The organism is Olleya sp. KJ81-1, from assembly GCF_055808135.1.
Map to the genome: position 1 here is coordinate 703,273 of NZ_CM147854.1, position 24,946 is coordinate 728,218.

Consider the following 24,946-nt stretch of genomic DNA (forward strand, 5'->3'; position numbering starts at 1 on the left):
GTTTTTTTGTTTATTCTTCTTCGTCTGACGCTTCATTCTCAAAAAAGCTAAATACATTTCCGCCATAACTTTTGGAACGTACAAACTGCTTTAAGTTTGATAAGTCTGTGTGCTTGGAATGTTCTATTATTAATAATCCTTCAGACTCTAAAAGGTTATTTTCAAATACAAGCTCTGGTATTTTAGAAAAGGCTTCTTCTGTAAAGTCGTATGGTGGATCTGCAAAAATGATTGTATGTTGCTGTTTTGTTTTTTCTAAAAACTTAAAAACATCACTTTTTATGGTTTGGATATCCATTTCAAAACTTTCAGCAGTTTCATTAATAAATTTTATACAGCCATAATCTTGGTCTACACACAAAATTTCTTGTGTACCTCTAGAAGCAAACTCGTAACTTATGTTACCTGTTCCTGCAAATAAGTCTAATACAGAAACATCATCAAAGTAAAATTGATTGTTAAGTATATTAAACAAAGCTTCCTTAGCCATATCTGTTGTAGGCCTTACAGGTAGCTTTTTAGGTGCTGTAATTCTTCGTCCTTTAAATTGTCCTGATACAATGCGCATTATAAGCTTTTTAGTAAGGTGAAATAAGAGTAATTTGTTGTTGGTGTCTTTGTAAAATTATAGGTATCCATTCTATTTCCAAAAGATACGTTTCGGATGTATTTATAAGTGATGTTATATAAATCATCTTCTTTATTAATTAATCCTAGTAAAACTAGTTGTAGTGTTTCTGGATTAAGCTGTAATTGTTCTAAAGTAAATAAAAGATAATAAATGTAATCTTCTTTTGTATGATATTCAAAGGTGTTATAAAGTAGTAATCCACCTTCTTTAATAGCTATTATTTCAAAGTTATTAGTATCTATATTAACGTAAACTTTAGTCACGCTAGAATGCTTTTCTTTAACTAATAATTGTTCTATTAGTATAGTAGAGAAGTGTTTGTATGTAAAACTACCATATTTATCAAAAATATAGTTGTTTATATTAGTAAACGGAACATAAATATTAACGCTTTCATTGGTAATAATCTCGTCAAAAGTAATAAAGTCAGTTTTTAAAATCTTGGTATTAAATTTTAAATAATCTGCTAAATAATCTTCTTTAAACAGTGCTTTTGGTACTAAGGTGGACCAATCATTAACATGTATTATGTTAATTGAGGAAAAGTTTTGATTTAAAATTTCTTCCGTATTAAAAAGGTGTATTACTGCGTCTAGAAGTTCTGTTGGTGTTTTTTTTATACTAAAGACCTGAGATTTTAACTCGATAATGGTTTTAGTATCTGGGTTTAAAACACAAAAAGAAAGTCCACTCAAACTAATTTGAATGGACAGTTCTAGGTTGGTTAAATGATTATATTCCTTATTCGTTTGAGCCATAAGTTTTAGGCCAGTTTCCAATTGTTTTAGCAGAACTCATAGATCCTACACGTAAAGCATCACCATTAACACCTTCAACAGATATTACTTGGTTTTCTTTAAGAACTAAATTTTTATCTTGATCAAAAAGAATATCGTCTTTTTTAACAAATGCTTCAAAAACAGGAATTTTATTACCATTTTCATCTTCAATTTCTCCAGCATCCATAGTAAACTTAGTACCATCTTTACCTACAGGAACATTCATCATTTGTTTATATCTGTCTGATCCTTTAAATAATCTTTCTTTAACAGATTCAAATCCAATTGTATCAGTGATAACAATATCTTTATAAGACGTCACACCACCATAAGCTTTAGTTCTTTCTTCATCAACAACACTTGAGTCTCTTCTTTCTATAATAGTAAATTTACCATTTTCGATAAATTTAATTAAAGAGTCGTAACTTTTAGTAAACTTACCAGTTACAGTTCTGTGTGCTAATTGAGAATCTCTAATATCAATTAAACGGTTAATAGCTGAAGCATATCTTTTTTCTTTTAATTGATTAAATTTTATCTCACCATAAACAGAGTTAAAAGTTAAATATCCTAAAAAGATAATAAGGCCCCAAAGCGCAATAGTAATAAAAGGTTTTGCTTTTGTTGGAACAAATTTATCAATAAGCCAAACAATTAAAATGGTTAATAGGATTGCTCCAATTATAATAAGTGCTAATTTCATAGTGATTTATTAAATTTAATTAAGGTCTGTGACAAATCTACAATTTTTTTATTCGTAAAAACCATTGTTGGTAAAAATGATTTATATATTTGATAAAAAGTTTTCAATCCACACTATTTAATGACCAGTTCGCAATTTTATTCCCTTATAAAACAGCATTTTCCGTTTAATCCGACGTCAAAACAAGATATTTTACTTTTACAACTTTCTGAGTTTATTTTAAATGAAAGAGAAAATGGCGTGTTTTTGCTAAAAGGATACGCAGGTACAGGTAAAACCACCATTATTGGTACGATTGTAGCCAATTTATGGCAAGCAAAAAAAAGTGCTGTGTTAATGGCTCCAACAGGTCGTGCAGCAAAAGTTATCTCTAATTATTCCAAAAAAGAAGCGTTTACCATCCATAAAAAAATATATTTTCCTAAAAAGGAAAAAGGTGGTGGCGTAAAATTTGTTTTACAACCAAATAAGCATAAAGACACCATTTTTATTGTTGATGAAGCGTCAATGATACCAGATTCGCCTAGCGATTCTAAACTTTTTGAAAACGGATCACTTCTGGACGATTTAATGCAGTATGTTTATCAAGGACATAGGTGTAAATTGTTACTTATTGGTGATACAGCCCAATTACCACCTGTAAAATTAGATTTAAGTCCAGCGTTAGATGAAAACACGTTGAGCTTAAACTATAATAAGTCAGTTACCAAAATGGAACTAGATGAAGTAGTGCGACAAGGCGAGGATTCGGGAATATTAGAAAACGCTACGTTATTAAGAGAGACCATTGCAGGAAGTTTTTACGATAGTTTTAAATTTAACTTAAAGTCGTTTAAAGATATTGTTAGGTTGGTAGATGGATATGAAATTATGGATGCTATAAATGACTCCTATAGTAATCTAGGGTACGAAGAAACTAGTATAATAGTTAGAAGCAACAAGCGTGCTAATTTGTACAATCAACAAATACGCAGTCGTATTTTATTTAGTGAAAACGAGTTGTCTGCAGGAGATTTTTTAATGGCAGTTAAGAATAATTATTTTTGGATAAAACCAACCTCTGAGGCAGGATTTATTGCAAATGGTGATATTATTGAAGTGCTTGAAATTTTTAGCATAAAAGAATTGTATGGCTTTAGATTTGCAGAAGTAAAAGTTAGAATGGTGGATTATCCTAAAATGATACCTTTTGAAACCGTTTTGATGTTAGATACCATAGAAGCAGAAACACCATCTTTACCCTATGAAGACTCTAATAGATTGTATCAAGAAGTCCAAAAAGACTATGAAGATGAAAGTAGTAACTATAAAAAATTTATGAAAATTAAAGGCAACAAGTACTTTAACGCACTTCAAGTTAAATTCTCTTATGCCATTACATGCCATAAATCGCAAGGTGGACAATGGAATACCGTTTTTGTAGAACAACCCTATTTGCCTAACGGAATAGACAAAGATTATTTAAGATGGTTGTATACAGCAATTACCAGAGCAAAAGAAAAATTGTATTTAATAGGTTTTAAAGACGATTTTTTTGAAGAAGACCATTAAATTATTATATTTTTATACTCCAATTTAATTCTTAGATGAAAATAATAGCAATGATTCCTGCACGATATAGTGCGACACGTTTTCCTGGTAAATTAATGAAAGATTTAAACGGAAAACCTGTAATTACGCGTACCTATGAAGCTACAGTAAACACAAATTTATTTGATGATGTTATCGTAGTGACTGATAGTGATATCATTTTTGACGAAATTTCTAAAATTGGTGGTCATGTAATGATGAGTAAAAAAGAGCACGAGTGTGGTAGTGATCGCATTGCAGAAGCTGTAGCGGATTTAGATATTGATATTGTTATTAATGTGCAAGGCGACGAGCCTTTTACTGAAGTTGAATCGCTTAAAAAATTAATTCAAGTTTTTAAAGAAGACAAAGAACAGCAAGTTGATTTAGCATCATTAATGGTACACATTACCGATTGGGACGAAATTAAAAACCCAAATACAGTAAAAGTAATTGTGGATCAAAATAATTTTGCATTATACTTTTCTAGAAGTCCAATACCTTATCCAAGGGATGAGACTGTATCTGTTAACTATTACAAACATAAAGGCGTATATGCTTTTAGAAAACAAGCCATATTAGATTTTTATAATTTACCAATGTTAAGCCTTGAAGCTTCAGAGAAAATTGAATGTATTAGATATTTAGAATACGGAAAACGTATTAAAATGGTCGAAACTAATGTGCAAGGTGTAGAGATTGATACTCCAGAAGATTTAGAAAGAGCAAAAAAACTATGGAAATAGATTACAGTCAAATAAAGGTCATTGGTTTTGATGCTGATGATACTTTGTGGATTAACGAAACCTATTTTAGAGATGCAGAGTTGGAGTTTGCTAAATTACTAAGCCCATTTGAAACTGCTAATAAAATAGACCAAGAGCTATTTAAAATGGAGATGAAAAATCTTCCAGTCTATGGCTATGGAGTTAAAGGCTTTGTGTTATCAATGGTCGAAATGGCTTTGGAGTTATCCAATAACACAGTCTCAAATCAAACCATATCTAGTATTTTAGACATTGGTAAAACAATGATTAATAAAGAAGTAGAGCTTTTAGAAGGTGTTGAGCAAGTATTACAACAGCTTTCCAAAAAGTATAAATTAATAGTCGCTACAAAAGGCGATTTACTGGATCAAGAACGTAAACTTGAAAAGTCAGGTTTGTTAGATTATTTTCACCACATTGAAGTATTAAGTGATAAAAAAGAAGCAAACTACTCCAAACTATTAAACCATTTAGATATAAAACCTTCAGAGTTTTTAATGATAGGTAATTCTTTAAAATCGGACATACTACCTTTAATTAATATTAAAGCAAGCGCTATTCATGTACCGTTTCATACCACATGGTTGCATGAGCAGGTGGACGTAAATGTTAATCAGTCAAAGCAATATAAAACAATTAAAAGTCTATTAGACTTACCAAAACTATTACAATAATTAGTGAAGACTTTAGATATAAATACTTGGAACAGAAAAGAACATTTTCAACACTTTTCAAAGTTAAAAGATCCCTATTTTGGAGTCACTATACCTTTTGAAGTAGGTAACGCTTACCAGTATGCAAAAGATAATAACGTCAGTTTTTTTGGCGTTTATCTTCATGCTTGTATGCAAGCTATAAATGCTGTAGACAATTTAAAATATAGAGTAGTGAAGGATACTATTCAAGTGTATGATACGATACATGCATCTGCAACAATTATGCGAAGTGATAAAACTTTTGGATTTTCATTTATAAATTTTACCGAAGATTTAGATGGGTTTTTAACAAACTTATCTAAAGAAGTAGATAGAATCGAAAACAGTCCATCTCTTTTTCCTCCAGTTAATGGTTTAAATTGCGTACACTGTTCAGCAATACCTTGGCTTAATTTTTCAGGTCATAAAGAGCCTGTTTCAGGTGAAATGGACTCAGTGCCTAAACTAGCATTTAGTAAAGCTGTAAAGCAAGATAATAAGTTAATAATGAATGTTGCTATTAATGTAAATCATGCCTTAGTTGATGGATATCATTTAGCATTATTTTCAGAAATGTTTCAGAAAAACTTAAATAAGTAATAAATTTACAAACTAAGACGACAAGTCAATGAGTTATAAAAATTTTCCAATGGTGTCCAAAGTTATATTTGGACGAGGTAGTTTTAATCAATTAAGCGATATTATAGAGCCTAAGCGGTTAAATACTAGTGCGCCATTTATATTTTTTGTAGACGATATTTTTAAAGGAGATGCGTGGTTAACCTCCAGAATACCTTTGTCATATTTAGACAAAGTGGTTTATGTTTCAACATTGGAAGAACCAAAGACAGAGCAGGTTGATCAATATGTGGAGGATATTATTTTAAACTTTAAAGAACGACCATCTGGTATCATAGGTATTGGTGGAGGTTCTATATTAGATATTGCAAAAGCAGTTGCCATTATGTTAAATAATGATGGTGAAAGTAAAGATTATCAAGGTTGGGATTTAGTTAAAAATTCAGCTGTATTTCACGTAGGTATACCTACAATATCAGGTACAGGAGCAGAAGTTTCTAGAACAACTATTTTAACAGGACCAGAACGTAAATTGGGTATTAATAGTGACTTTACTCCATTTGATCAAGTGCTTTTAGATCCAGAATTAACTAAAGATGTTCCTAAAGATCAATGGTTTTATACAGGTATGGATTGTTACGTACATTGCATAGAATCGCTAAGTGGAACATATCTAAATGCTTTTAGCCAATCTTACGGAGAAAAAGCTTTAGAGTTATGTCAAGAAATATTTTTAAGTGATGATTTATCAGAGCAAGAGTCTCAAGATAAATTAATGATGGCTAGTTGGCATGGAGGCATGAGCATTGCTTATTCTCAAGTAGGTGTAGCACATGCAATGAGTTATGGTTTAGGTTATTTACTAGGTGTTAAACATGGTATTGGTAATTGTATTGTTTTTGATCATTTAGAAGCGTATTATCCTGAAGGTGTTGCTGAATTTAAAAAAATGAAAGCCAAACATAATATAGTTTTACCTCAAGGTATTTGTGCCGATTTATCAGATAAGGACTTTGATGTTATGATTAATGTAGCTTTAAGTTTAGAGCCACTTTGGGAAAATGCAATTGGTAAAAACTGGAAAAAAACTATTACTCATGATACGCTAAAAGCGTTATATCAAAAAATGTAATATGCACTGGTTAGCTAAACTTATATATTTTAAGATAATGGGATGGAAGGTTGTTGGTAATATTAACTTTTCAAAAGATATTATTAAAAAAGCGGTTATTATATCTGCTCCTCATACTAGTAATTTTGATTTTATTATCGGAATTTTATTAAGAAAAGTGACACAGGTCAAAACTAACTTTATAGGTAAACAAGAATTATTTACTTGGCCATTTGGTTACTATTTTAGAGCAGTTGGAGGTGTACCAGTGGACAGAAAAAATAAAGAGAATAAAGTACAAACTATAGCTAAATTGTTTGAAAACAAAGAAGAATTTAGATTAACATTAGCACCAGAAGGCACTAGAAGTAAGGTTGACGAATGGCGTACTGGATTTTACTACATCGCTAAACAAGCTAATGTGCCCATTATTATGTTTACGTTAGATTTTGGTAATAAGCAAAATAGTGTTTCAGAGCCTTTTTATCCTACAGATAATATGGAAGCGGATTTTAAATTTATGAAATCTTTTTTTAAAGATGTAAAAGGTAAGATTGAAAAAAATATATAGTTGTAATCTTTTTTTCAAAAAATTAATTTTTGGTACGACATTTGATTTTATTAGTATGTAGTCTAAAATGAAACATAAAGTAAACTATAAGTCCCTAAAAAGAAACATTGACCACTACAAACAAAAGCGACTTTAATAAGTAATTAAAGTCGCTTTTATTTATTTAAAATTATAGTAATTAGTTTTTATTTTGAATTTCTTCAATTTCGCAACCAAATAAGCTTTGTTGCATAATTAATTTAGAAACCCCTTCAGGTAGCATACTTTGCCAACCTTCTTCACCATCACAAATCATTTTTAATACTGTTCTAGAAAATACATTTAAAGTGTTAGGATCATAATCTGTAATATCTACAACCTTACCATTATATTTAAAGAATTTGTATAATTCTTTCATTCTAGGATGTACTTTTAAGTTATCACTTGTTGTTAATGAGCCATCCTCATCACGCATTGGATAAAGGTATACGCGTAGATCTTTGAAAAATAATTTTCCAAAAGCTTCTAATATACCACCACTTAAATGTCTGTAATATTTCTCGTCAAATATATCTACTAAGTTATTAACTCCCATAGCTAATCCCATTCTACTCTTAGAGTATTGAGAGAAGTATTCTACTAACTTATAATATTCCTGGAAGTTAGAAATTAACACTGTATGACCTAAAGAACATAAAAGTCTAGCACGATCCATAAAATCTTGCTCATCAATCTCGCCTTCAGCTCTTAGATTAGATAAAGTAATTTCAAAAATTACTTGAGTATTATCCTCATCTACTTTATTTTCTTTGATAAACATATCCAATGACTTTTCGTACATGTCAATGTTTACTTTGGTTACTGGTCTAAAACTACCACGTAACGCTAATATATTTTTCTTGTAAAGGACTCTAGCAGGTAACACGTTATTTCCGTCAGGAGCAAACATGACAGCATCTGTCATTCCGTTTTTAACTAGTTGTAAACTCATTAAACGGTTATCTACATCTTTAAATACAGGACCAGAAAAATTAATAGTATCAATTTCTATTTGGTCTTTATCTAAATGGTCATATAAATAACGCAATAATTTTCTAGGTTCATTGTACTTGTAAAAAGCACCATATATAAGGTTTGTACCTAAAATACCTAAAGTCTCTTGTTGCAATCTTGCATCATTTTCTTTAAATCGAAGGTGTAATACAATCTCATTATACTCTTCTTCAGCTGGATCTATTTGGTATTTAATTCCAACCCATCCATGACCTTTGTATTTTTTTGCAAAATCAATTGTAGCCACAGTATTTGCAAAACTGAAAAACATCTTATTTGGATTTTTTTCACGATCAATACGCTCTTCAATAAGTTTTATTTCATGAGAGACCATTTTACGTAAACGCGCTTCGGTAACATAACGTCTGTCGTTTTCAATTCCGTAAATAGCATCACTAAAATCTTTGTCGTAAGCAGACATAGCTTTTGCAATAGTCCCAGAGGCACCTCCAGCTCTAAAAAAGTGGCGTACAGTTTCTTGTCCTGCACCTATTTCGGCAAACGTACCGTAAATATTTTCGTTTAAATTAATACGAAGTGCTTTATCTTTTAAAGAGGGAATATTTTCAAATTCTTTATCTCCTTTTAGCCTAATTTCCATATAAAAATCCCTATGATGTTAAGTTTTACAAAGGTACCAAATAACTATATCAAACAAAAAAAATAACTTATTTTTGTGAGAAATAATCATCAAGTGAAAATAACATTTTTAGGCACAGGAACATCACAAGGAATTCCAGTAATTGGAAGCACACATCCTGTATGTTTAAGTAAAAATCCTAAAGACAAACGTTTACGCGTTTCTGTTATGATAGAATGGGAGGATAGTACGTTTGTAATAGATTGTGGTCCTGATTTTAGACAGCAAATGTTACATGCTAATCCGGAAAAAATTGATGCCCTTTTATTTACGCATGAACATGCAGACCATACCGCTGGTTTAGATGATATAAGACCATTTTGTTTTAGACAAGGCGAATTGCCTATTTATGCGCATAAGCGTGTAATTGAGCAACTTAAAATAAGGTTTGAATATGTTTTTGCAACAACAAACAGATATCCAGGTGCACCAACTGTAGCAGTCAATACCATTACAAATAAACCTTTTACGATTAACAATTTGCCAATAATCCCTATTGATGGCTTACATTATACATTGCAGGTTTTTGGTTTTAGATTTGACAAGTTTGCTTATCTAACAGATATTAAAACCATTTCTAGTTCCGAATTAGATAAACTTAAAAATTTGGATGTTTTGGTAATAAATGCGTTAAGAGAGAAAGAACATATTTCACATTTAAATTTAGAACAAGCGCTGGAAATTATTAACATCATCAAACCTAAAAAGGCCTATTTAACACATATTAGTCATTTATTAGGATTTCATGACGAAGTACAACAAAAGCTGCCAGACAATGTGTTTTTGGCTTACGATAAACTAGAAATCACTATTTAAACTATTTATATAAAATGAAGAACAAAATCTTTATGTACCTGTTTATTTTTACATCACTAATTGTGGTGTTTCAATATGTTAATTCTAAAAAAATATTGGATGACAGTGCAAAACGAATGGAAAAACTTAAGGAGAGATCAGTTATACTACAAGACTCTTTAAATCTTCAAAACGAAGAATTATCTGATTTGACATTATTTGATTTAAGATATAGTCAAGAAGCTAAAGATTATTTTTATAATAAAAAATTGGATAGCGATGTTATGATTCCTTATATCAAAAACGAATTATATAAATTAAATGAAGCTGAAGGTGACCATCCTTTAATACCCTTTGCAGCTTCTGAAGGAAGAAAAATGCAGTTTAATACTATTAAAATGCTAAATCATAGATGGATTATTGCAGATTTTTCTGATGGTAGTTATTGGGGAGAAATACTAATTAAGTACTTTGTAACAACAGATAAAAAAATAGAATTTGAAGTTTTGGACTATTTACTTTATACTAGATAGAAAGTAAGTTGTTTAAACAGAAAAGCCCAAATTAAATTATAAGTTTAATTTGGGCTTTTTATTTTTTGATAAAATTTTATATTAAGTGTTGCAACCAATCTTTAAACTCGTAAAAATTTTGAGGTGCTACACCATGTCCAACAGGAAACTCGTTAAATTGGTTTTTGATGTTTAAAGCCGATAAAAATTTAGGTGCTTTTCTAGCCCAATCCACAGGAATTACTTGATCAACAGTACCATGAGAACAATAGAAGTTTAAATGTTTATAGGCAGAAGCGTCTTTAACTTCAAATATATCTTCATTTATATATCCACTTAAAGCTACAATATTGTTTACTTTTTCTGGATAGGTTAAGGCAACAGCATAGCTTAAAATACAGCCTTGACTAAATCCAAGTAAGGATACATTATTTTTATCTACTGGATAATTAGCTGTAGCCTGATCTATAAAATTAGCTATTAAATCTCTAGATTGTTTTGCTTGCTCATTATCACTCCATTTTCCCTGATCTGCATCAAAATTAATTGCATACCAAGCATTACCATAAGGTTGCATTGGATAAGGCGCTCTCACAGATATTATAAAAAGCTCTTCTGGTAATTCTGCAGCAAAACTAAATAAGTCATTTTCGTCACTACCATAGCCATGAAATAGGATTAGTAGTGGAGCTTTGTCTTTTAAAGACGATGGTCTAGTTATGTGATGTAGGTTAAAGTTTTCCATTAGTTACCAAGTCCTTTAAATAGTTTTTGAAAAATTGGTCCAACAAAAGGAATAGGTTTCATTGTTCCATTAATAGCAGTCATTACTCCTAAAAATAAAAGTGCTCCCATGCTTACCCAAAAAGCAATTGAGATTTGCATATTATCAAATTGACTAACAAAATAGCCAATAATCATCCATAAAAGACATAAGCCTAAACCTTGTCTGTTATGAAAACTTGTAAAGTCGTTTTTCTTTTCGCCATTCATTATTATTGCTATGACGCTACCAATTATGGTTAGGTAGCTAATTACAGCTAATGATTTACCTTCTTCAATAGTTTGTTGGTTCATTGTATTATAATACTATTTTGTTATTTGCAATTATTCCGTATGCTTTTCCTTTTAATTCTTGTCCTAAAAAAGCACTGTTTTTTGATTTTGAAACAATATCAGTTTCCGCGAAAGCGTATTTAATATCTGGATTAAATAACGTTATATTAGCTATTTGACCTTCTTCAATAGTGTTGTTATTTTGACCAAATCTTGCTTTACCTTTTGTAAGTAATTGAATGGTTTTTTTTGTAGAAAATAAGGTGTTTAATGCGCCAAATGCACTTTCTAGTCCTATGGTACCAAAGGAAGCATGATCAAATTCTACTTTTTTATCTTCTATGGTCATTGGATTATGATCACTTGTAACCATATCTATCGTGCCATCTTTTAAACCTTCAATTAAAGCATCAATATCTTTTTGTATTCTTAACGGTGGATTAACTTTGTAATTAGTGTCAAACTCTTCCAAAACAGCATCTGTTAAACATAAATTATGGATGGCTACACTACAGGTAACGTCTAGTTTTTTTTGTTTAGCTTCTCTTATTAATGCAACACTTTCTGCTGTTGAAATTGTTGGTATGTGTAGCTTTCCGCCTGCATACTCTAACAAAAACAAATCTCTAGCAACTTGCATTGCTTCAGCTAAATTAGGACTACCTTTTAAACCTAATGAAGTGCTTGTTAATTCTTCGTTGACAATGCCTTTACCAGAAATTCTTGTTTCTAAAGGAAAAGAGCATACTAATCCGTCAAAATTGCTTGCATATTGTAATGCGATTTTTAACAAATTAGGGTTAGTTATTGGTTTTTTGTAATCGGAAAACGCTACAGCTCCTGCGTTTTTCATATCAAAAAGTTCGGCTAAATCTACACTGTCGCTATTTTTAGTTAAAGCACCAATTGGTAACAAGGTTACTGCTTGATTTTGCGCTTTGGAAAGTACAAAAGCCACATTGGCATTAGTATCTATAATTGGAAAAGTATTGGCCTGCAAGGCAATAGTTGTAAAGCCTGACTTAGCTGCAGTTTTTAGACCATTATCAATTGTTTCGCGATCTTCAAAACCTGGTTCTCCAAAACAAATACTACTATCAAACCAGCCTTGAGATAGGTGTAAGTTGTCTAAACTTATGGTTTTATAATTGTTAGTATTTTCTATGCTTGTAGCAATTTTACTAATCTTTCCTTTTTGAATTAATACGTCACAAACCTGATTATGAAAAGGGCTTGAAGAATCAATTATTGTTGCTGTTTTTATTAAGACGTTCATTTAAAATATTTTAAGATGAGCATTTCTAAAATTAATAAAGCTAATGCCAAAATTACAAACCATTTCCATAATTGGTTAACTTTACTATCGTTATTTATTGAATCAAAAATATTAGCTATTGAGTCGCTAACAGTGATGTTTTTGTAATTATCCAAGTTAATATAGGTTAAATCACTTTCTGACCTATCGTAATTATAACTTACATTTTGGATGATTTCGGTTTTATTTTTTAAATCGTAAACACCAGCTTGTTCTGGTAAATCATTGGTTTTAATAACCACTTTATTATTAAAATAATTTTGCTCTGGGATGATTTTGTTTTCTCTTTTTACTAATGTTAGCACTGCGTCTTGTTGTAAATTAATAGCAACATCGTAATTATTATCTTGACCAATAGTATAATATAACGTACCTGTATTTAAACTTTGTTTGGCAATGTTGTAAAACGTAGGTACAATTAAATTTATATTTTTAAAATTAGAATTAGTATCGTTTATTGGAGCTGAAAATAAATACAAATTTCCGTTTTGAGACAAAAAGGATTTACCGTCTTCAAATTGTAAAACGTTAGTTGCTTTAACATTATTTTGCGGATAGTAACGTTCTACTTTTGGATATTGAAAATTATCAACGCGTTTTTCAAACACACCATTTGTGTATAATAGATGGCTATAATTTATGGTAGTAATACGTTTTTGTGTAGTTAATAAATTTCCAAAAGGAGTGGTGTTAAAACGTTGTAAAAAGGTATTATAGTCCTTAAGATTACCTTTGTCTGAAGGGATTAAAACAACATAACCTCCATTGTCCGTAAATACTTTTAATGCAGTAGTTAGGCTTTCTGGTATCGTTTCAATTTCATCTAAAATCACTAAATTTTGAGCATCAAATAAACTATAATCTAATGTATTGGATTGTATTGAAGTAAATTTAAATTCGTCTTCCGTAAAAATTCTGCTTAAATAATTGCCACCAGAGTTACTAATCGCTAATATGTTTGTTTTAGTAGGTTTATTAATATTAAAATATAAGGTGTTATCAAATTGTAATTGTGTGTCATCAATGGTAATTTTTCCTTTTATAATTTGATTATTTGGAAGTGAAAACACAGTAGTACCTTGCCCATTTACTTCAACTGAAGCCTTAGATAGTAAATTATCATTATTGTACAATGAAACCGGAATATTACTAGTTGCTGTATCATTGTTTTTTAAAACAACCGTTAATTCTAAATTATTAGCATCTTGACTAGAAACATATACACTATCAATGGTTGTATTGGCTTTATTTACAGGTTTTAAATTAACTAAATTTAAAGTAGATGTTGAGTCTGAATCAATATTAAAGTCTGTATTTTTTTGCTGGAAATCTGATATAAATATCACATTTTTAAGCGTGTTAGCCTGATTAGAAAACGATTGTTTTGCTTTTAATAACGCTGCATTGTAAGCTAGTTGACTAGAGGAGTAATCTAATTGCAACAACTCGTTTTTTATTGCTTTTATAGTGGTGTTTTTGTAGCTATCTGTGTTGGTTATAAGCGATAAGGTTTCGGTTTCAGGAATGGTTTCAATTAAATCTTGGATAGCACGTTTAAGTAATTCGCCTTTGTTTCCTTTGGCTTGCATACTAAAGGAGTTATCTAGATAAATAACCATCTCTTTTTTAGCATTAAACGTATCTGTTTTTGAAGTAAAAGGTTGTGCAAAAGCTATAATTATAGCAGCTAAAAGCAATAGTCTAGTAAGCAGTGTTAACCATTTTTTTATGACTGCACTTTTTCTAGTTTGTAATTGGATTTTTTTAAAACAGCAACATTTGTAAAATACTCTTTTTGGAATTTTCTAAGCTGAAATAAATGAACAATAATGGGAATAAGCAGTAAGAAAAGCGCGTAAAGAAGTTCGGGATATTTAAACTGCATTAATTTTAAAGTTTGTCAAAGATAATAATTGCATTTATATAAAGCCTATTTCAAAATTAACAATTTAACAAAAACTTAGTCTCAAGATTGTGTAACAAATTTTATTTTTGAGCGTCTTCTAAACAAGACCATTAACAAATAAACATAAAAAATGAAAAAACTTTTAGTAACAACTATTGCAACAGGACTATTATTGGTTGGATGTAATAGCACAAAAACATCAGACAAATTAGCGTCTCAGTCGCCAATTGTAACCTCTATTGATTTGTCTAAAGTACTTAATGACAAAGCACCTGTAACAATTAATCCAGGACGTTTTACAGAGCAAACAGTAACGTATAGACTACCTCGAGTTGTTCAAGGGACGTACTCTGTAAGTGATTTTGGAAAATATGTAGACGACTTTAAAGCGTTTGATTATAAGGGTAATGAGTTGCCAACAGTTAAAGTAGACACTAATACTTGGACTATTGCTAATGCTACTCAATTAGATTATATTACTTATAATGCTAATGATACTTTTGATCAAGAAGTAACAGGTGGAATAGGTGGAGAGGCTCCTTTTTCTCCAGCAGGAACAAATATAGAGCCTACTAACTACGTGTTAAACTTACATGGTTTTATAGGTTATTTTGACAACCTAAAAGACAGCCAATATAGTTTAGATGTTACTGCACCTGCAGATTTTAAACGTACTTCTGCTTTACAAGAAACTGGAAAAACAGTAAGTGAAGATGGTAAATTAGCAACATCAAGTTATTTTGCACCACGTTATTTTGATATTACAGACAATCCAATGTTTTATGGTGATTTAGATGTCGAAGAATTTCAGGTTGGAGATATCAAAATTGTTTTGAGTGTGTATTCTCCAAACAAAGTGCATAGTGCTGCAAGCATAAAAGAAGTAATGCAAAAAATGATGCAAGCACAAAAAACATATTTAGGAGACGTTAATAGTACACCTCGTTACGATATCTATTTATATTTATCTGAAGGTAAACCAGAATCACCAAAAGGTTTTGGAGCTTTAGAGCACCACACATCTACTGTAGTTGTTTTAGAAGAAGATATGCCTTTTGAAGCTTTAGCAGAAAGTATGATTGATGTAGTATCTCATGAGTTTTTTCATATTGTTACACCATTAAGTGTGCATTCTGAAGATGTACATTATTTTGATTATAACCAACCAACATTTTCTAAGCATTTATGGATGTATGAAGGTGTAACAGAATATTTTGCAACACTATTCCAAGTGGATCAAGATTTAATTGACTCGGAAGAGTTTTATGGAGATATATTAGGTAAAATTCAAACTTCAGCTAACTTAGATGATAGCATGAGTTTTACGGTAATGAGTGAAAACGTTTTAGACGAACCTTACGCACCACAGTACTATAATGTATACATGAAAGGTGCCTTAATTGGTATGTGTATTGATATTATCTTACGTGAAGAGAGTAATGGTAACAGAGGTATTTTATCTTTAATGAAAGAATTATCTAACAAATACGGAAAAAACAAACCTTTTGAAGATGATAAGTTAATAGAAGAAATTACTGCAATGACTTATCCTAGTGTTGGCGAATTTTTAAACACGCATGTTGTTGGTGGTACACCAATAGATTATTCGGTTTACTTTAAAAAAGTAGGATTAAGTTTAGATACTGGAAAAGTTAAAACTAACTACATCCAAAACGACGGAACTTTAATTTTTGCTCCAGATAGAGCAACAATGACTATTCCTTTTAGCGAAGCGGTTAAGGATAATAGTTTTTGGAATGACAATGGTGTTTTACCAGGAGATGTTTTAAAATCAGTTGATGGTAAAGAGTTAACTTTAGCTACAGCACAACAAATTTTAACTGCAATGTACATGTGGCAACCAGGTACAGACATTAATGTTGTTTTAGATAGAAAAGGAGAAGAAATAGTTATTAAAACTAAATTAACTCAGTCTTATACTAACGGAACAAAATTAGTCGAAGATGCTAACGCTACAGATGCACAAAAAGCAGTAAGACAAGCTTGGTTAAAAGGCTAAATATTTGATAAAAAGTTTGGCATAAAAGTTGAAATGTTTAACTTAGAGAATGATTTACAACTAATTATAAAATCATTTGGCTAAACTTAAAAATATATAAAATGAAAAAATTAATTCTTATTGCATTTACCGTTTTTCTTGGAATCAATACTATGATGGCTCAAGACGCTAAACAGATTGAAGATTCTAATTACGTTATACTTTTAGATAGTAAAGTGTTTCATTACACAGCAGATGGTGTCGCACCATTAAAAGGAGATTTAAAATTAAATAACGGAACAATTGTTAAAAGTGATGGTACGTACATTGTGGACCAAAAAACTTTACAATTAAAGGATGGACAATGCTTAGGAATGAGCGGTACGCTTTATAAAGATCAAGAGACTTTGACTAAAAAAGCTTATGAAGCAGATGAAAAAATCTTAGTTTATCACTCAAAAATTTAAAAAGCCTAATCGAAAGATTAGGCTTTTTTTATTTAGAGATGGTAAAGGTAAAAGTGCTACCTATGCCAATTTGGGATTTTAAAACAATATCACCATTCAGTTTTTTGACTAAGTTTTTTACAGTAAACAATCCAATTCCAGTCCCTTTATTACCTTTTACGTCTGTTTGATTGTTGTTATTAAATAATTTAAATACTTCGTTTTGTTGCTCTTGCGCAATACCAATTCCATTATCTGTCACAGAGAAAATATGAAAATTCTTATTTTCAGAATAGTTTAAAATAACCTCTGGATTTGGTTTGTTGTTATATTTTAAGGCGTTGTCCACTAAATTTATTAAAATTTGAGTAACAGCAGCTTTATTAATAAATATGTTTTGGTTTTTTGTATTTATTTTAAATTGTAAACCGTCTAACAGGTGTATGCGTTTAACTTCTTCAAATAGCGTATTTAAGGCAATGCTTTGTTTATCTTCATTTAATAGCTCGTTAGCTTTATAATGAATTAAAATTCCGTCAATATAATTTTTAAGAGAATCTGCAGACTCTTCAATATAATTAATGTAATCAATAGATTCTTCAGTAAAAACATTACCTTCTTCTTCCTTTAAAAAAGCAGTTAAAGATATAATGTTAGCTAATGGAGATTTTAAATCGTGAGACACGTGACTAGCAAATTTGCTTAAATCAGCATTACGCTCTAATAACTCTTTTTTGGATTCATCCAAAAGCCTATTATTTAATCTTAGATCAAATAAGTTCATGACTTGTTTACCTAAAGTTATAAGGGCTTTTTTCTGAATTTCTGTTAGTTGTCTAGGTTCATGGTCGTAAACACATAATGTCCCTAAAGCTAAGCCATCTTTGTTACGTAATGGGACACCAGCATAAAATATAGCATTAAATTGATCTATTAATGGATTATCTTTAAAACGATTATCTTTTCTAGAGTCTTCTACCACAAAAATATCTTGACTTTGTAATATAGCATGACCACAAAAAGAGATGTCTCTTGGTGATTCTTGAACATTTAAACCATGATGAGATTTTAAAAAATTACGGTCTGTATCAAGTAAGGTAATTAAAGAAATTGGCACTTCGCAAATAGTCGCAACTAGACTTGTTATATTATCAAAATCACTTTCTGGTAAGGTGTCTAAAATCTTATATTTTTTAACTTCGGATAAGCGTTCTATTTCGTTTTTGGGAAAATCTGGTACAATCATAAATGGATAGTTCTACTTACATTTTGAAAATGTATGTACGAAAATAATGATATTTTAGTTTCAAAAGATTAAAATTTTTCAAAAACACCTAATCCAAATAAAGCAAAGTCATATTTTACTGGATCGTTAGGGTCTAATAATCTTAAACTTGCGTCTAATTGGGCTAATGCTTTGCCATCATTTTGTTTTCGTTGTAATAATCCTAATTTTCTAGCCACATTACCAGAATGGACATCTAAAGGACATGATAGTTGGGCAGGAGATAGGCTAGTCCAAATCCCTAAATCTACATTTGTATTATTAGGTCTTACCATCCATCTTAAAAACATATTGATACGCTTTGCAGCACTATTTTTTAAAGGATCACTAATATGTTTTTGTGTTCGTTGTAGGTGTTCGATTTCAAAAAAAACATGCTTAAAATTATGTATAGACTTTTGCAAACTATCCTTTTCGGCATGTTTTTTAAACACAGCTTCTAAACCGTCATGATTTAAATAAATGTGTTGTAAACCTTTTATAAAAGTTATAAAATCTAAACCATTAAATGTGCGATGTACAAACGATTCTAATTTTTCTAAATCTGATGGTTCATGATTCATTACAAAATCAAAAGGTGCTTGATCTAATAATTGCATCATTTTATGAGCATTGGTATTTATACTTTTTCTATTTCCCCAAGCAATTGTAGCACTTAAAAAACCAGCAATTTCAATGTCTTCTTTTTTACTAAATAAATGCGGAATTTGTATTGGGTCAGTATCAATAAAATCAGGTTTGTTATATAGCTCTACTTTAGCGTCTAAAAATTCTTTTAACTCTTTGTTAGTCATTAATTATTCAATTATATAGGTGTTGGATGTAAAAGTATAAGTTATTTCATTAGAGGTTTGAACTGTAAATGTTAATTTAAATTGGGTATTGGATGGAATGTCTTGATCAAATACAAATAATAATGTCTGAGGTGCTTCTGGTGTATAAAAAGCCTCATTATTTGTAGGATTATAAAATTGACTAATGTCTAATAGGTCATCAATGTTATTATAAGAAAATTTCATAAGACTATTTATACTAAGGCCAGCCTCAATACCATTAATATCTGCATCAGCTGTAATATTTAAGTCTGTGAAACTAAAATTATAATTATAGATATTGTCGGGACAAGTCGTTGCTAAAGCAGTATTAAAGTTTAAATTAGAATTTAAGATAGATGCCACTTCATCATAGTTATAAATAAAATCGAGATAAATAATTAAATCTTCTGATGTAACAGTTTGTGTCTCATTATCGTCTTGTAAAATTTGTATGTGTTGTAAATCAACATTGTAAGTTTTTTCTTTACAACAAGAATATAATACAACTTGTAAAACAAGAAAAAACACAATAGACTTCCCAATTTTTTTAAACATCCTTTTTTATTTATAGATACAATTTTAGTCTATTGGTTGCGTAAGTTTAAGCGTTTATTTTTAGCTTTGATAAGTTGCAGAAGGTCTTGATTTATCTAAAAAAGTTAATTTTATTTTTACGATTAGTTTATAAATAATACAGCCGGAATTACTAAAATCCCGTTGTAACTAGCATGTAAAAACATAGAATAGATTAATCCTAAACGCACACGTACATAACCAAATACTGATCCTACCACCAATTGTGGAGCTATTAATAATGGAGACAATAATAGTATTTGAGGTGTAACTTCGAAATTAAAAATATGTACATAACCAAATATAATAGTAAGCATGTAAAAGCCTAACTTAAAATATTTTTTATTAAATAAGGTCATAGGACCTCTAAATATTAATTCTTCAAGAACAGGAGCTAATATAACAGCACTTAATATAATATTGATTTTAGATTGCTCTTCTAATAATTTATTTATTGAGTGTGAATCAGAACTGTAAAGACCTAAAGCTTCTAATATAATAGTTAATAGACCAAATCCTAGACCAAGCATAATGCATAGTGGTATACATTGTAATACCAACCCCATTTTTTGCTTAAATGTAGCGTGCTTTAAAGGTTTTAACCGTGGATTTTTAATGTAGTTAAAAACAGATTTAAAAAGTATAATCATATTTTAAACTATTTTTCCATCTACCATTGTTAATTTACGATCAGCCAAATTAGCTAAGTCTGCATTGTGAGTAACAATTACAAAGGTTTGTCCAAATTGATCACGCAGTTTAAAAAATAGATTATGTAAATTTTCGGCACTTTCGCTATCTAAATTCCCTGAAGGTTCATCTGCAAAGATTAACTCTGGATTGTTTATTAAAGCTCTTGCTACAGCGACACGTTGTTGCTCTCCACCAGACAATTCGTTTGGTTTATGGTTGTATCTATGAGATAGACCTAAAAAATCAAGTAGCTCCTTAGCACGTTTTTCTGCATCAGATTTACTAGTGCCTTTTATAAAAGCTGGAATACAAACATTTTCTAAAGCGGTAAACTCTGGCAGTAATTGATGAAATTGAAAAATAAATCCAATATTTTGATTTCTAAATTGTGCCAATTGCTTTTCTGATAAACCTGTAATTTCTTTACCGTTTATTGTTAATTGACTGTCGGTTTTATTTTCAATAAAATCTAAGGTTCCTAAAATTTGTAACAATGTTGTTTTTCCTGCACCAGAAGCGCCAACTATGGATACAATTTCACCTTTTTTAATATGTACATCTACACCTTTTAAAACGTGTAAATCATCGTAATATTTATGTATATTTTTTGCTTTAATCATAGTCTAATATAAAGTACGGAAATTACCACTTTATAACGTATTAGGCAACTTTAAGTTGTTTTAGCTTTTTCTTTGAAATACTTTTTTTAAATCGTTATAATCTATAAAATAAACCATTCTTAAAGAAAAAGTATTACGTTGTTCTTGCTTAAATAAGTCTTCTGTACTGTCAAAAAAACCAGCTTCCGAGTTATTTGAAAAATTAAAAATTTGGTTTCTATACAACGCTGTAAGTTGGCTACCAGGAGCAAACTGCCATGTATAACTTAAATCTAAATTCCAAGTATTAAAATTAATATCTGGGTCAAAATCAGGATCACTACTTATATTGTCTTTAGTGTATATGTCAGATCTGTTTAGTGAGCCATCACTTTGTAAAGTATACATGCTATCATCATAAGTAACAGTACTTAAATAGTTTCTAAAACTTAATGTTAAAGCATTAAACGAATTAAAGTTATAACTACCAGATATGCTGGCTGTCATATCTATTCTGTCACGTTGACCAAAAATAATTTCATCATTTACTTCTTGTCCATTAACATAACCTCTGTCAGCAGTATAATTATCATAATCAAAACCTAAAACCATTAAAAATTTGTCATTAAATTTAAAACGTGGATTTAGTCCAAACCAAATGTTATTAAAGTTTTTGCGATCATCATTAAAAAAACGACCATATCCTAGATTAGCATCTAACGCAAAAAACAAATTATAATTACTAGAAATCCACATATTAGATTGTGCATAGTTTTCTGTAACAAAATAGCTATCAAAACCGTTACGTGGTTCAAAATAGTCATATTGTTTTCCAAAATTCCAATTTCCATTAATTCCAAGGTTATGTAATGTTTTGGTCTGACCATTAAAATTAAAACCAGTATTTGCACCTGTAAAGGTATTTGGATTAGCTAATTGGTTATAGTTTAACCAAGTTCCAAAATAAGTATTATTAAAGTTTTTAGTTGGCTCAAACGTACGATAGCTAATTTCTGCATTATAATTACTATAGTTATTTCTAAATAAGATTCCTAAATCATTAATATCATAGTTTTCATCTGCATAATCGTAAGTAACACTATATCTTATTTTTCCACTATTTTTACCAACACCTAATCTTGCAGTATATCCATTTTCTGTATCAGGAACATCATTGAATGTACTCATTTTAACTTCGGCAATTGCACCATATGTATTCTTCTTATTAACTAAGTCTAATAATAAACCTGTAACATTAGCATCTCTAAAATCACCATCTCTAGTAACATTAGTGTTGATTAATGTCACTGACGAGTTTTTATTAAACTGTTGATCCAATACCATAATATTATAATTAGCCAATGGTTCTACAATTTGAGATCGTTTAGCACCAGAATCTACATTGGTAATATCCACTTCTGTTTTTTTAGTTATAGCATTAAAAAATCCAATACCTAATCCGTTTTTAGTACGTCCTGAGACTTTAACAGCATTTAGTAATTGCACTTTTTCTGGATATTCACCAATGGTTTCATTAGCATTAAGGTTTAATCTTCCTGATGGACGATCTCCAATACGTCTAGAATAAAATAAATTACCCTTACTAAATAGGTCTACACCTTCAGTAAAAAATTGACGTTGTTCTGCAAATTGTTGCTCAAAAGGACCTAGATTTAATTGGACATCATCAAAACCTGCTTGACTAAAATCAGGTATTAAAGTCGCATCTAAAGTTATATTTTCTGTAATTCCGTATTTAATATCTAAACCAGCAGCAAAATCGCTTTCAGTCTCACCATCAAATGTACTTACTAATCCCGAAGCATAAGGGAAAAAGCTTAGTCTAGTAGGTGGCGTAATGTTTTTAATTCCATTTAATTCGGCATTATATAAACCTATATTTCCTTTGGTAACATCAATAGGATTCCACGTCATTTGTTCGCGCGTTTTTCTATAATGTCTATGAAACTGAATACCCCAAGTTGGGTCTTCCTGTTGCGTAAAACGTAATGCTCTATATGGTATTTTAATTTCTACAATCCAACCATCCTCAACTATTTGAACACTACTTTCCCAAACCGCATTCCATCCAAAATCTTCACCATAATTTGGGCTTTCAACAGCATCTGCTTGTGTACCTGAGCTAAACACAAAAAACTCAGTATTGTTTTGTGCATCGTTATTTGGATTAAATATTAAACCAAAAAAGTCAGACTGTCCAAAATTATCACGTTGCGTAAATTGACGCATAATATCTTCTGGATTGTCATAACAGTAAGCAGACACGTATATACCAGAATCGTCATAAGTCATTCGGACTTTAGTTGTTTTATTGGCTGCTGCAGTATCACCAACATCAGGTTTAAACTCGGTAAAATTAGTGGCAATTTGTGCATCTTTCCATGCAGTATCATCTAAAACACCATCAATTTTTATAGGTATTTCTGTTCGTTTTATCTGATATAATTTTTTGTCTTGGGCTAGTAATTGATTAGATACTAGTAATGCGAAAATTAGAATAAAGAAAGGTTTCATTTAGCTTTTTGGTTGATTGTTACTGTATTAAAGACAGATAAAACTTTGCTTTGTTACAGTTTACAAATGCAAATCTAATTTTGAAGTTAAAATAAACTCATAATTAAACGTTAAAACTCACTTCTGTTATAGTTTTCAGTGACATAAGCTAAACAGAAATAGTTATTTTTATAAGATGAAAAAAGAAAATTTAAAAGTAGCCACTTTTGCTGGAGGCTGTTTTTGGTGTACCGAAGCAGTTTTTTTAAGGTTAAAAGGGGTAGAAAAGGTTGTTTCTGGATTTACAGGAGGAGCAATTAAAAATCCTGCATATCGCGAAATTACAACAGGTAGAACAGGTCATGCAGAAGGTATTCAAATATTTTTTGATGATACAGTGATTAGTTATATAGAATTGTTAGAAGTCTTTTTTGCAACTCACGATCCAACAACATTAAATAGGCAAGGTCACGATATTGGAACACAGTATAGGTCTGCAATTTTTTATAATTCTGAAGAACAAAAAGAAGAGGCTTTAGGCTTTATTCAGTTTTTAGAAAACGAAAAAGTGTTTGAAAACAAGGTGGTTACAGAGGTTACCGCTTTAGGTCCTTTTTATATAGCTGAAGCAGAACATCAAACCTTTTACGACCGAAACAGAGAAGCATCATATTGTCAGTTTGTAATCGATCCAAAAATCACTAAATTGAAAACCTATTACAGTAATAAATTAAAAGAAAATAGCTCAAAAAATGCCCTATAAAAAATTTGAAGAGTACAATATAAAAGTGACAGATGATGTCAAAAACAGATATAAAAATATTATTGAAGATTTAGGTGAAGATACCACTCGTGAAGGTTTAATAAAAACACCAGAACGTGCTGCAAAAGCCATGCAGTTTTTAACGCAAGGTTATAATCAAGATGCAGCTAATATCCTAAAAGGAGCCATGTTTAAAGAAGAGTACAACGATATGGTTATTGTAAAAGATATCGAGTTTTATTCGCTTTGCGAACATCACATTTTACCTTTTTTTGGTAAAGCACACATTGCATACATACCTAATGGACACATTGTTGGATTAAGTAAGTTGCCACGTATTGTAGATGTATTTTCTAGACGATTGCAAGTGCAAGAGCGGTTGACACATCAAATATTGGATTGCATAAATGACACATTAAAACCTGAAGGCGTTGCTGTAGTTATTGAAGCTAGCCACATGTGTATGCAAATGCGAGGTGTACAAAAACAAAATAGTGTAACAACAACCTCAGGTTTTAGAGGTGCTTTTGAAAACATTGAAACACGAACTGAGTTTTTAAACCTAATTATTTAAAAATTAAGTTAGATTTTTTGGAAT

General features: G+C 30.4%; 26 protein-coding genes and 1 pseudogene. 12 read left to right on the top strand and 15 right to left on the bottom strand.

From position 1 onward, the window contains the following. Nucleotides 1-10: 10 nt before the first annotated feature. The 3 genes from rsmD to AC0L3M_RS03255 are packed head-to-tail and all read right to left on the bottom strand — an operon-like array spanning nucleotide 11 to nucleotide 2,113. Nucleotides 11-568 (bottom strand): 16S rRNA (guanine(966)-N(2))-methyltransferase RsmD, encoded by a 558-nt coding sequence (gene rsmD, locus AC0L3M_RS03245; RefSeq protein ID WP_145001564.1) that lies wholly within the window; start codon nucleotides 566-568, stop codon nucleotides 11-13. Then, nucleotides 568-1,389: a DUF3822 family protein gene (locus AC0L3M_RS03250; RefSeq protein ID WP_292946004.1), complete on the bottom strand. Its 822-nt coding sequence runs from the start codon at nucleotides 1,387-1,389 to the stop codon at nucleotides 568-570. Before AC0L3M_RS03250 ends, rsmD begins: the two co-directional genes overlap by 1 nt. Further along, a complete protein-coding gene (locus AC0L3M_RS03255) occupies nucleotides 1,373-2,113 on the bottom strand; it encodes a hypothetical protein (protein ID WP_261375307.1) in 741 nt (246 codons plus the stop codon). The genes AC0L3M_RS03250 and AC0L3M_RS03255 overlap by 17 nt, the downstream gene beginning before the upstream one ends. A 120-nt stretch (nucleotides 2,114-2,233) precedes the next feature. Between AC0L3M_RS03255 and AC0L3M_RS03260 the strand changes: the two genes are divergently transcribed. The 6 genes from AC0L3M_RS03260 to AC0L3M_RS03285 are packed head-to-tail and all read left to right on the top strand — an operon-like array spanning nucleotide 2,234 to nucleotide 7,405. Then, the gene (locus AC0L3M_RS03260) at nucleotides 2,234-3,664 is read left to right on the top strand and encodes an ATP-dependent DNA helicase (protein WP_145001566.1); all 1,431 of its coding nucleotides are present in this window, start codon (nucleotides 2,234-2,236) and stop codon (nucleotides 3,662-3,664) included. Nucleotides 3,665-3,699: 35 nt separating this feature from the next. Next, a complete protein-coding gene (gene kdsB, locus AC0L3M_RS03265) occupies nucleotides 3,700-4,428 on the top strand; it encodes a 3-deoxy-manno-octulosonate cytidylyltransferase (RefSeq protein ID WP_473431818.1) in 729 nt (242 codons plus the stop codon). Further along, on the top strand, nucleotides 4,419-5,123 hold the full coding sequence (locus AC0L3M_RS03270; protein ID WP_292945993.1) for an HAD family hydrolase: 705 nt from the start codon (nucleotides 4,419-4,421) through the stop codon (nucleotides 5,121-5,123). The genes kdsB and AC0L3M_RS03270 overlap by 10 nt, the downstream gene beginning before the upstream one ends. A 3-nt stretch (nucleotides 5,124-5,126) precedes the next feature. Continuing rightward, nucleotides 5,127-5,744 (top strand): CatA-like O-acetyltransferase, encoded by a 618-nt coding sequence (locus AC0L3M_RS03275; RefSeq protein WP_473431819.1) that lies wholly within the window; start codon nucleotides 5,127-5,129, stop codon nucleotides 5,742-5,744. A 28-nt stretch (nucleotides 5,745-5,772) separates the two neighbouring features. After that, complete coding sequence (locus tag AC0L3M_RS03280; RefSeq protein WP_145001570.1) at nucleotides 5,773-6,855, top strand: iron-containing alcohol dehydrogenase family protein; 1,083 nt, start codon at nucleotides 5,773-5,775, stop codon at nucleotides 6,853-6,855. A gap of 1 nt (nucleotide 6,856) precedes the next feature. Next, nucleotides 6,857-7,405: a 1-acyl-sn-glycerol-3-phosphate acyltransferase gene (locus AC0L3M_RS03285; protein WP_473431820.1), complete on the top strand. Its 549-nt coding sequence runs from the start codon at nucleotides 6,857-6,859 to the stop codon at nucleotides 7,403-7,405. Between the two features lie 178 nt (nucleotides 7,406-7,583). Here the strand turns inward: AC0L3M_RS03285 and AC0L3M_RS03290 are convergent, their stop codons facing one another. Beyond that, nucleotides 7,584-9,038 carry a TonB-dependent receptor gene (locus tag AC0L3M_RS03290; protein WP_145001572.1) on the bottom strand — a complete coding sequence of 485 codons (1,455 nt, stop codon included), beginning with the start codon at nucleotides 9,036-9,038 and terminating at the stop codon, nucleotides 7,584-7,586. Nucleotides 9,039-9,131: 93 nt separating this feature from the next. Here AC0L3M_RS03290 and AC0L3M_RS03295 point away from each other — a divergent pair, with 93 nt between their 5' ends. Together AC0L3M_RS03295 and AC0L3M_RS03300 are read left to right on the top strand one after the other, a co-directional pair. Beyond that, entirely contained in the window at nucleotides 9,132-9,893 is a 762-nt protein-coding gene (locus AC0L3M_RS03295) for an MBL fold metallo-hydrolase (RefSeq protein ID WP_473431821.1), read from the top strand. A gap of 14 nt (nucleotides 9,894-9,907) precedes the next feature. Beyond that, nucleotides 9,908-10,405: a hydrolase gene (locus tag AC0L3M_RS03300; protein WP_473431822.1), complete on the top strand. Its 498-nt coding sequence runs from the start codon at nucleotides 9,908-9,910 to the stop codon at nucleotides 10,403-10,405. 76 nt (nucleotides 10,406-10,481) lie between these two features. Here AC0L3M_RS03300 and AC0L3M_RS03305 read toward each other — a convergent pair whose 3' ends face one another. The 5 genes and pseudogenes from AC0L3M_RS03305 to AC0L3M_RS03325 all read right to left on the bottom strand — a co-directional run. Beyond that, nucleotides 10,482-11,129 carry an alpha/beta hydrolase gene (locus AC0L3M_RS03305; RefSeq protein ID WP_473431823.1) on the bottom strand — a complete coding sequence of 216 codons (648 nt, stop codon included), beginning with the start codon at nucleotides 11,127-11,129 and terminating at the stop codon, nucleotides 10,482-10,484. Next, the gene (locus AC0L3M_RS03310) at nucleotides 11,129-11,461 is read right to left on the bottom strand and encodes a hypothetical protein (RefSeq protein WP_292945971.1); all 333 of its coding nucleotides are present in this window, start codon (nucleotides 11,459-11,461) and stop codon (nucleotides 11,129-11,131) included. Before AC0L3M_RS03310 ends, AC0L3M_RS03305 begins: the two co-directional genes overlap by 1 nt. A gap of 4 nt (nucleotides 11,462-11,465) precedes the next feature. After that, nucleotides 11,466-12,716 (bottom strand): dihydroorotase, encoded by a 1,251-nt coding sequence (locus AC0L3M_RS03315; RefSeq protein ID WP_473431824.1) that lies wholly within the window; start codon nucleotides 12,714-12,716, stop codon nucleotides 11,466-11,468. After that, the gene (locus tag AC0L3M_RS03320) at nucleotides 12,713-14,452 is read right to left on the bottom strand and encodes a vWA domain-containing protein (protein WP_473432526.1); all 1,740 of its coding nucleotides are present in this window, start codon (nucleotides 14,450-14,452) and stop codon (nucleotides 12,713-12,715) included. Before AC0L3M_RS03320 ends, AC0L3M_RS03315 begins: the two co-directional genes overlap by 4 nt. Before the next feature lie 21 nt (nucleotides 14,453-14,473). Then, a pseudogene (locus AC0L3M_RS03325) lies at nucleotides 14,474-14,640 on the bottom strand (BatA domain-containing protein); the annotation flags it as partial. Between the two features lie 151 nt (nucleotides 14,641-14,791). Here AC0L3M_RS03325 and AC0L3M_RS03330 point away from each other — a divergent pair. Next, on the top strand, nucleotides 14,792-16,681 hold the full coding sequence (locus tag AC0L3M_RS03330; RefSeq protein WP_473431825.1) for a M61 family metallopeptidase: 1,890 nt from the start codon (nucleotides 14,792-14,794) through the stop codon (nucleotides 16,679-16,681). Between the two features lie 101 nt (nucleotides 16,682-16,782). After that, nucleotides 16,783-17,127 carry a DUF6799 domain-containing protein gene (locus AC0L3M_RS03335; RefSeq protein ID WP_473431826.1) on the top strand — a complete coding sequence of 115 codons (345 nt, stop codon included), beginning with the start codon at nucleotides 16,783-16,785 and terminating at the stop codon, nucleotides 17,125-17,127. Nucleotides 17,128-17,155: 28 nt separating this feature from the next. Here the strand turns inward: AC0L3M_RS03335 and AC0L3M_RS03340 are convergent, their stop codons facing one another. The 6 genes from AC0L3M_RS03340 to AC0L3M_RS03365 all read right to left on the bottom strand — a co-directional run bounded on the left by AC0L3M_RS03340 (nucleotide 17,156) and on the right by AC0L3M_RS03365 (nucleotide 23,606). Beyond that, nucleotides 17,156-18,352 (bottom strand): sensor histidine kinase, encoded by a 1,197-nt coding sequence (locus AC0L3M_RS03340; protein WP_473431827.1) that lies wholly within the window; start codon nucleotides 18,350-18,352, stop codon nucleotides 17,156-17,158. A gap of 68 nt (nucleotides 18,353-18,420) precedes the next feature. Then, on the bottom strand, nucleotides 18,421-19,185 hold the full coding sequence (locus AC0L3M_RS03345; RefSeq protein WP_473431828.1) for a TIGR02757 family protein: 765 nt from the start codon (nucleotides 19,183-19,185) through the stop codon (nucleotides 18,421-18,423). Nucleotides 19,186-19,188: 3 nt separating this feature from the next. Beyond that, on the bottom strand, nucleotides 19,189-19,761 hold the full coding sequence (locus AC0L3M_RS03350) for a hypothetical protein (protein ID WP_473431829.1): 573 nt from the start codon (nucleotides 19,759-19,761) through the stop codon (nucleotides 19,189-19,191). 122 nt (nucleotides 19,762-19,883) lie between these two features. Continuing rightward, nucleotides 19,884-20,309: a CPBP family intramembrane glutamic endopeptidase gene (locus AC0L3M_RS03355; protein WP_473431830.1), complete on the bottom strand. Its 426-nt coding sequence runs from the start codon at nucleotides 20,307-20,309 to the stop codon at nucleotides 19,884-19,886. Nucleotides 20,310-20,432: 123 nt separating this feature from the next. After that, a complete protein-coding gene (locus AC0L3M_RS03360) occupies nucleotides 20,433-21,092 on the bottom strand; it encodes an ABC transporter ATP-binding protein (RefSeq protein ID WP_292945945.1) in 660 nt (219 codons plus the stop codon). A gap of 60 nt (nucleotides 21,093-21,152) precedes the next feature. Continuing rightward, nucleotides 21,153-23,606, bottom strand: coding sequence for a DUF5916 domain-containing protein (locus AC0L3M_RS03365; protein ID WP_473431831.1), 2,454 nt, complete (start codon nucleotides 23,604-23,606; stop codon nucleotides 21,153-21,155). A 175-nt stretch (nucleotides 23,607-23,781) separates the two neighbouring features. Here AC0L3M_RS03365 and msrA point away from each other — a divergent pair, with 175 nt between their 5' ends. Next, nucleotides 23,782-24,348: a peptide-methionine (S)-S-oxide reductase MsrA gene (msrA, locus tag AC0L3M_RS03370; RefSeq protein ID WP_473431832.1), complete on the top strand. Its 567-nt coding sequence runs from the start codon at nucleotides 23,782-23,784 to the stop codon at nucleotides 24,346-24,348. Continuing rightward, nucleotides 24,338-24,922 carry a GTP cyclohydrolase I FolE gene (folE, locus tag AC0L3M_RS03375; protein WP_473431833.1) on the top strand — a complete coding sequence of 195 codons (585 nt, stop codon included), beginning with the start codon at nucleotides 24,338-24,340 and terminating at the stop codon, nucleotides 24,920-24,922. Before msrA ends, folE begins: the two co-directional genes overlap by 11 nt. Nucleotides 24,923-24,946 lie beyond the last annotated feature (24 nt).

Excerpts from the sequence above, each read along its gene's own strand:
- rsmD (WP_145001564.1), bottom strand. The coding sequence starts at position 568 with ATGCGCATTGTATCAGGACAATTTAAAGGACGAAGAATTACAGCACCT.
- AC0L3M_RS03250 (WP_292946004.1), bottom strand. The coding sequence starts at position 1,389 with ATGGCTCAAACGAATAAGGAATATAATCATTTAACCAACCTAGAACTG.
- AC0L3M_RS03255 (WP_261375307.1), bottom strand. The coding sequence starts at position 2,113 with ATGAAATTAGCACTTATTATAATTGGAGCAATCCTATTAACCATTTTA.
- AC0L3M_RS03260 (WP_145001566.1), top strand. The coding sequence starts at position 2,234 with ATGACCAGTTCGCAATTTTATTCCCTTATAAAACAGCATTTTCCGTTT.
- kdsB (WP_473431818.1), top strand. The coding sequence starts at position 3,700 with ATGAAAATAATAGCAATGATTCCTGCACGATATAGTGCGACACGTTTT.
- AC0L3M_RS03270 (WP_292945993.1), top strand. The coding sequence starts at position 4,419 with ATGGAAATAGATTACAGTCAAATAAAGGTCATTGGTTTTGATGCTGAT.
- AC0L3M_RS03280 (WP_145001570.1), top strand. The coding sequence starts at position 5,773 with ATGAGTTATAAAAATTTTCCAATGGTGTCCAAAGTTATATTTGGACGA.
- AC0L3M_RS03285 (WP_473431820.1), top strand. The coding sequence starts at position 6,857 with ATGCACTGGTTAGCTAAACTTATATATTTTAAGATAATGGGATGGAAG.
- AC0L3M_RS03290 (WP_145001572.1), bottom strand. The coding sequence starts at position 9,038 with ATGGAAATTAGGCTAAAAGGAGATAAAGAATTTGAAAATATTCCCTCT.
- AC0L3M_RS03300 (WP_473431822.1), top strand. The coding sequence starts at position 9,908 with ATGAAGAACAAAATCTTTATGTACCTGTTTATTTTTACATCACTAATT.
- AC0L3M_RS03305 (WP_473431823.1), bottom strand. The coding sequence starts at position 11,129 with ATGGAAAACTTTAACCTACATCACATAACTAGACCATCGTCTTTAAAA.
- AC0L3M_RS03310 (WP_292945971.1), bottom strand. The coding sequence starts at position 11,461 with ATGAACCAACAAACTATTGAAGAAGGTAAATCATTAGCTGTAATTAGC.
- AC0L3M_RS03315 (WP_473431824.1), bottom strand. The coding sequence starts at position 12,716 with ATGAACGTCTTAATAAAAACAGCAACAATAATTGATTCTTCAAGCCCT.
- AC0L3M_RS03330 (WP_473431825.1), top strand. The coding sequence starts at position 14,792 with ATGAAAAAACTTTTAGTAACAACTATTGCAACAGGACTATTATTGGTT.
- AC0L3M_RS03335 (WP_473431826.1), top strand. The coding sequence starts at position 16,783 with ATGAAAAAATTAATTCTTATTGCATTTACCGTTTTTCTTGGAATCAAT.
- AC0L3M_RS03340 (WP_473431827.1), bottom strand. The coding sequence starts at position 18,352 with ATGATTGTACCAGATTTTCCCAAAAACGAAATAGAACGCTTATCCGAA.
- AC0L3M_RS03345 (WP_473431828.1), bottom strand. The coding sequence starts at position 19,185 with ATGACTAACAAAGAGTTAAAAGAATTTTTAGACGCTAAAGTAGAGCTA.
- AC0L3M_RS03350 (WP_473431829.1), bottom strand. The coding sequence starts at position 19,761 with ATGTTTAAAAAAATTGGGAAGTCTATTGTGTTTTTTCTTGTTTTACAA.
- AC0L3M_RS03355 (WP_473431830.1), bottom strand. The coding sequence starts at position 20,309 with ATGCTTGGTCTAGGATTTGGTCTATTAACTATTATATTAGAAGCTTTA.
- AC0L3M_RS03360 (WP_292945945.1), bottom strand. The coding sequence starts at position 21,092 with ATGATTAAAGCAAAAAATATACATAAATATTACGATGATTTACACGTT.
- AC0L3M_RS03365 (WP_473431831.1), bottom strand. The coding sequence starts at position 23,606 with ATGAAACCTTTCTTTATTCTAATTTTCGCATTACTAGTATCTAATCAA.
- msrA (WP_473431832.1), top strand. The coding sequence starts at position 23,782 with ATGAAAAAAGAAAATTTAAAAGTAGCCACTTTTGCTGGAGGCTGTTTT.
- folE (WP_473431833.1), top strand. The coding sequence starts at position 24,338 with ATGCCCTATAAAAAATTTGAAGAGTACAATATAAAAGTGACAGATGAT.